Origin of the sequence: Streptosporangium nondiastaticum (assembly GCF_003011965.1) — a bacterium.
Taxonomy (GTDB): Bacteria; Actinomycetota; Actinomycetes; order Streptomycetales; family Streptomycetaceae; genus Streptomyces; species Streptomyces nondiastaticus.
On record NZ_PXWG01000238.1, the window covers coordinates 1 to 5,419 of the forward strand.

Annotated in this window: 7 protein-coding genes and 1 pseudogene; 3 read left to right on the forward strand and 5 right to left on the reverse strand. The window is 74.7% G+C overall.

The annotated features are described in order from the left end of the window. A pseudogene (locus tag B7P34_RS39120) lies at positions 1 to 268 on the forward strand (response regulator); the annotation flags it as partial. 93 nt (positions 269 to 361) lie between these two features. Beyond that, complete coding sequence (serB, locus tag B7P34_RS34865; protein ID WP_106682146.1) at positions 362 to 1,594, forward strand: phosphoserine phosphatase SerB; 1,233 nt, start codon at positions 362 to 364, stop codon at positions 1,592 to 1,594. A gap of 222 nt (positions 1,595 to 1,816) precedes the next feature. On the opposite strand, the gene B7P34_RS34870 is transcribed toward serB, so the two are convergent. The 4 genes from B7P34_RS34870 to B7P34_RS34885 form a co-directional block, all read right to left on the reverse strand. After that, entirely contained in the window at positions 1,817 to 2,335 is a 519-nt protein-coding gene (locus B7P34_RS34870) for a SixA phosphatase family protein (protein WP_106682147.1), read from the reverse strand. Between the two features lie 86 nt (positions 2,336 to 2,421). After that, positions 2,422 to 2,652, reverse strand: coding sequence for a hypothetical protein (locus B7P34_RS34875; protein WP_106682148.1), 231 nt, complete (start codon positions 2,650 to 2,652; stop codon positions 2,422 to 2,424). Positions 2,653 to 2,850: 198 nt separating this feature from the next. Further along, positions 2,851 to 2,970, reverse strand: coding sequence for an SGM_5486 family transporter-associated protein (locus tag B7P34_RS39555; RefSeq protein WP_286157540.1), 120 nt, complete (start codon positions 2,968 to 2,970; stop codon positions 2,851 to 2,853). 72 nt (positions 2,971 to 3,042) lie between these two features. Next, entirely contained in the window at positions 3,043 to 4,329 is a 1,287-nt protein-coding gene (locus B7P34_RS34885; protein ID WP_106682150.1) for a CynX/NimT family MFS transporter, read from the reverse strand. Between the two features lie 43 nt (positions 4,330 to 4,372). On the opposite strand from B7P34_RS34885, the gene B7P34_RS34890 reads away from it, so the two are divergent. After that, positions 4,373 to 5,053 (forward strand): FadR/GntR family transcriptional regulator, encoded by a 681-nt coding sequence (locus B7P34_RS34890; protein WP_106682151.1) that lies wholly within the window; start codon positions 4,373 to 4,375, stop codon positions 5,051 to 5,053. A gap of 86 nt (positions 5,054 to 5,139) precedes the next feature. Here B7P34_RS34890 and B7P34_RS37880 read toward each other — a convergent pair. Further along, positions 5,140 to 5,419 (reverse strand): hypothetical protein (locus B7P34_RS37880; RefSeq protein ID WP_223268561.1); only part of this gene is annotated, 280 nt, incomplete at its 5' end.

The window sequence follows — 5,419 nt, forward strand, 5'->3', positions numbered from 1 at the left end:
AGGTGCGGCGGGCCCGGCGGGAGCGGCTCACCCGGGCCTCGCGGGGCCTCCGGGCCCGTACCGTCCCTCGCCGGGACGGCCCGCGCGGGACGACACCAACCCGTACAAGCGCCCGCTGCTGCCCGACGAGCGCTCCACCGCACCGACGCAGACGGGCCGGCCGCTGCCGCCGCCCCGGCGGCCCCGCGGCAGCGGATACCGCTACGGCGCTCCGCCGCCCGAGGAACCTCCGCCTCCGCCGCCCGGGCCGCCGCCGCGGCGGCGTTGACCACGGTTCACGCGGAGTAGGCCGTGTCTTCGCCGACCGCTCCCCGGGACACCTGTACGTATCTGCTGCGGGGCCCGATACGGTAAGAGGACCATGAGTGCATCGCAGACCTCGCCTGCCACCCCCGTCACCGGCGACGACGAGCCGACCCTCCTCGTCAAGATCTTCGGGAAGGACCGGCCGGGCATCACCGCCGGGCTCTTCGACACGCTCGCCGCGTACGCCGTCGACGTCGTCGACATCGAGCAGGTCGTCACCCGGGGCCGGATAACGCTGTGCGCGCTGGTCACGGCGCCGGAGGGCGGCGGGCACGCCGAGGGCGAGCTGCGGGCCACGGTGCACAGCTGGGCCGAGTCGATGCGCATGCAGGCAGAGATCATCTCGGGCCGGGGCGACAACCGTCCGCGCGGCACCGGCCGATCCCACGTCACAGTGCTGGGCCACCCGCTCACGGCCGAGTCGACGGCGGCCATCGCGGCGCGGATCACCGGCACGGGCGGCAACATCGACCGCATCTTCCGGCTCGCCAAGTACCCCGTGACCGCCGTGGAGTTCGCCGTGTCCGGCACGGAGACCGAGGCGCTGCGCACCGCGCTCGCGCTGGAGGCCCACGAGCGCGGGGTGGACGTGGCGGTCGTCGCGGCGGGGCTGCAGCGCCGGGCGCAGCGCCTGATCGTGATGGACGTGGACTCCACGCTGATCCAGGACGAGGTCATCGAGCTGTTCGCGGCGCACGCGGGCTGCGAGGCCGAGGTCGCGGAGGTGACCGCGCGGGCGATGCGCGGCGAGCTGGACTTCGAGGAGTCGCTGCACGCCCGGGTGGCGCTGCTGGCGGGGCTGGACGAGTCCGTGGTGGACAAGGTGCGGGCGGAGGTGCGGCTGACGCCGGGCGCCCGGACGCTGATCCGCACCCTCAAGCGGCTCGGCTACCAGGTGGGCGTGGTCTCCGGCGGCTTCACGCAGGTGACCGACGACCTGCAGGAGCGGCTCGGCCTGGACTTCGCCTCGGCGAACACCCTGGAGATCGCCGACGGCAAGCTGACCGGACGGGTCACCGGGGAGATCGTGGACCGGGCGGGCAAGGCCCGGCTGCTGCGCCGGTTCGCCGCCGAGGCGGGGGTGCCGCTCGCGCAGACCGTGGCGATCGGCGACGGCGCGAACGACCTCGACATGCTCAACGCCGCGGGGCTGGGCGTGGCCTTCAACGCCAAGCCGGTGGTCCGGCAGGCCGCGCACACGGCGGTGAACGTCCCGTTCCTGGACACGGTGCTCTATCTGCTGGGCGTCACGCGCGAAGAGGTCGAGGCGGCGCGCACGCACGAGTAGCCTCCGGCGGATCGCCGTGCGTGCCGGTGCAGGTGGCTGCGCCATTCCGCCGGACCCTCGCCATCGGAGTGCCTCGCCGCTGCGGCGGGCACTTGTGCTCTGCCCGCAACGGGCGGGATCCGTGGAAGAAAGGCCCGCCGCAGCGGCGGCGAGCCCCCACCGCGAGGGTCCGGCGGAACAGCGCACCGGAATCTCGCCGGGCACCCCACCGGCGCGCCGCCGTCACGCGTGCGGCGACCAGAAGGCCACCAGCCGGCCCACCCCGTGCTCGACGGCCTTCCACGAGCCGGTGAAGGCCAGCACCGCGATGGCGGCCGTGGGGAACCCGGAGCGGTTCATCCGGGCCAGCAGATCGCCGTCGGCCTCGCCCGCCAGGGCGTCGGCCAGGGCGTGCATGCCGGGGTTGTGCCCGATCAGGACGAGGTCGTGGACCTCGTCGGAGACCTCGTTGAGCAGGGCGATCAGCTCGCCGAGCGAGGCCTCGTACATCCGCTCCTCGTAGACCGTCCGGGGACGCTCGGGCAGCTCGGAGACGGCGAGCTTCCACGTCTCGCGGGTGCGGGCGGAGGTGGAGCAGAGGGCCTGCTCCGGGGTGATGCCGGAACCGGCGAGCCAGCGGCCCGCGACCGGGGCGTCCTTGCGGCCGCGGTCGGCGAGGGGGCGTTCGTGGTCGTCGCCGTCGGACCATTCGGCTTTGGCGTGCCGGAGGATGACGATCCTGCGGGTCGGTTCGGAGCTCATGCCGTCCAGCTTCGCACGAAACGCACGGCGAGGCGCGGGGTGTTGGGGGCCTTGCACCCGAAGCGGCGCAGGCGCCCCGCCGGCCGTCACGCGGCGAGCCGGCCCAGCGCGAGCTGGACGAACGCGACCACGTGGTCGACGGCGCCCGCGCCGGCGGCGCCCGCCCCGGGGTCCGCCGAGGCGGGCGAGGACAGGAGGGCGAAGAAGGCGGTGAAGATCGCGACGGCGAGCGCGAGGGCCCACCACGGCAGGTACGCCTGCGCGATGCTGGTGGTCCTGGCCTTCGAACCGGCGGACACTTTCGTACCGGCGGGCATGGGATCGCCTCCGACTGCTCCGTGCACCGCCGCGTCGCGGTGTACTACGAAACTACGGAGAACGGGAGGCCGCTCCCATCCGGTGGACCACCCACTTGTCCCTGACCCAGGCCCCCTAGGGGACGGGGGGCCGGCACCACCCCCGTATGGAGGCGAACCTCCAGGGGTGCAGGGGCCCGCGAGGCCTGGGACCTGGGATCAGGGGGAGAAGACCGTCGCGATGACCGCGATCACCACGGTGATGCCGAGCATCGCGCCGAGGATCGTCAGCAGGGCCTTCTGGCCGTTCTTGGGGTTCGGGTCAAGCACAGGCTGCATGCCGACCAGTGTCCCACCCCGCGCGCCCGTGGCCGCGGCCGGGGCCGAACGGGGCGGGACGGGCACACGTCGTCAGAGCTCGTCCTCGACGGTGCGGGCGCGCCCGGCCAGCACTCCCGCCACGATCTGAGGAACCATCAGTGCGGCCATGAGGGCGAGCGGCACGTCCCAGCCGCCGGTGCGCTCGTTGAGCCAGCCCACGAGCAGGGGCCCGGGGATGGAGATCAGATAGCCGGTGCTCTGGGCGAACGCCGACAGCCGCACCACGCCCCCGCCGGTGCGGGCGCGCATGCCGATCAGCGTCAGGGCGAGGGTGAAGGAGCTGTTGGACACGCCGAGCAGCACGGCCCAGGCCCAGGCGCCGCCGGCCGGAGCCAGCCACAGCCCGGCGTAACCGGCCAGCCCGAAGCAGGCGAGGGCGGCGACCAGGGCGCCCTGGTGCGGCAGGCGGGCGGCGAGGCGCGGCAGCACGAAGGCGAGGGGGATGCCCGTCAGCATCGTGACGGCGCTCAGGAGCCCCGCGGTGGAGGCGGACACCCCGGCGTCGCGGAAGATCGCCGGCATCCAGCCCATGACGATGTAGGCACCAGTGGCCTGGATGCCGAAGAAGACGCCGAGGGCCCAGGCGGTCGGGCTGCGCGTGATGCTGGTGCGCGGGGCGTCCTGGGCCGCGGCCGCGGGGGCGGCGGCGCTGTCCGTACGGCCGCGGCGGGCGGTCACCAGCCACAGCAGTGCGGCCGCGGCGGCGAGCAGGCCCCACGAGCCGAGGCCGAGCCGCCAGCTGTGGCCCATCGCGTCGGCGAGCGGCACGGTCACGGCGGAGGCACCCGCGGCGCCCGCGGCGATGGCCATGGAGTACACGCCGGTCATCGGGCCGACGCGGTCGGGGAACCAGCGCCTGACGACCAGCGGCATCAGCACGTTGCTGACGGCGATGCCGGCGAGCGCGAGCACGCTCAGGGCGAGGAAGCCGGGGACGCCGCCCGCGTACGGCCGCAGGGCGAGACCGGCGGCTATCGCCGCCATGCCGGCGCAGACGACGGCCGTGGGGCCGAAGCGGCGGGCCAGCCGGGGTGCGGCGAGGCCGAAGACGGCGAAGCAGAACGCGGGCACGGACGTCAGCAGGCCGGCCACGGCGCCGCTCATGCCGAGGTCGGCCCGGACCTCCTTCAGCAGCGCGCCGAGGCTCGTCACGGCGGGGCGGAGATTGAGGGCGGCGAGGACGAGACCCACGACGAGGAGCGGGACGCCCCGGGCCCGGCCTGCTGGGCCGGACCGGCCGGCGGGGGCGGACTGGCCGGCGGGGGCGGGCGCGGAGGTGTCGGCTGCTCTGAGGTCTTCGTCTGCCGTGGATGCCATGACGGCATCATAGATAGAATCATGGGATGAATGGAGGCTGTCGATGCCACTGAACTCCCCCAGGCGCTCCCGCCTCGTCGACCAGGTCATCGCCGGGCTGCGCGGCCAGATCACGTCCGGTGAGTGGCCCGTGGGCTCGCGCATCCCCACCGAGCCCGAGCTGGTCGAACAGCTCGGCGTGGCCCGCAACACCGTGCGCGAGGCCGTGCGCGCCCTCGCCCACAACGGCCTGCTGGACATCCGGCAGGGCTCCGGCACGTACGTCGCCGCGACCAGCGAGCTGGCCGGCGTGATGAACCGCCGCTTCGCCGACGCGGACCCGCTGCACGTGGCGGAGCTGCGCAGCGCTCTGGAGGCCTCGGCCGCCCGGCTCGCCGCGCGCCGCCGCACCGAGCAGGACCTGGTGCAGCTGGCCGCTCTGCTGGAGCGGCGCGAGGAGGCGTGGCGCTCGGGCGACGCGGCGCGGTTCGTGGAGGCGGACGCCACGCTGCACGCGGCCGTCGTCTCCGCCGCGCACAACGAGGTGATCTCCGAGGTGTACGCGGACCTCGGCGGAGTGATGCGCGAGTTCCTGCGGGCGGACGTGGGGACGGCGCTGCGGCCCGAGGGCCTCGTGGATCACGGGCGGCTGGTCGCGGCCATCGAGGAGGGGGACGAGGAGACGGCGGGGGCGGAGGCGAGCGCCTATCCGTTCGGCTGCCGCGGTGTCGCCGGCGCCTGCTGAGTCTCCGGGCTCACGCGGCGTTCCGTTTACGGGCTCACGCAGCGTTCCGCCGACGGGCTCACTCGGCGTTCCCCCTACTTACGGGCTCACTCGGCGCGGTGGGTCACCCAGGCGTGGCGTATGCCGAGCCAGCAGCGCTGCGCGAGGGAGACGTGCCCGGCGGGGCCGACGGCGGCCGGGGCGGTGTCCATGTCCGGGTCCCACCAGCGCACGCACTCGACGTGCAGCTGGACGTGGTCGGTGGTCGCGTTGCCGTTGAAGCAGTGGGCGGTGGCGTGGGAGCCGTGGACGCGGGTGCGGCACTCGGCGTGCCGGGTCCCGGCCGGGACGGCGGCCGGTGCGGCGGCCGGGGCAGCCGCCGGTGCG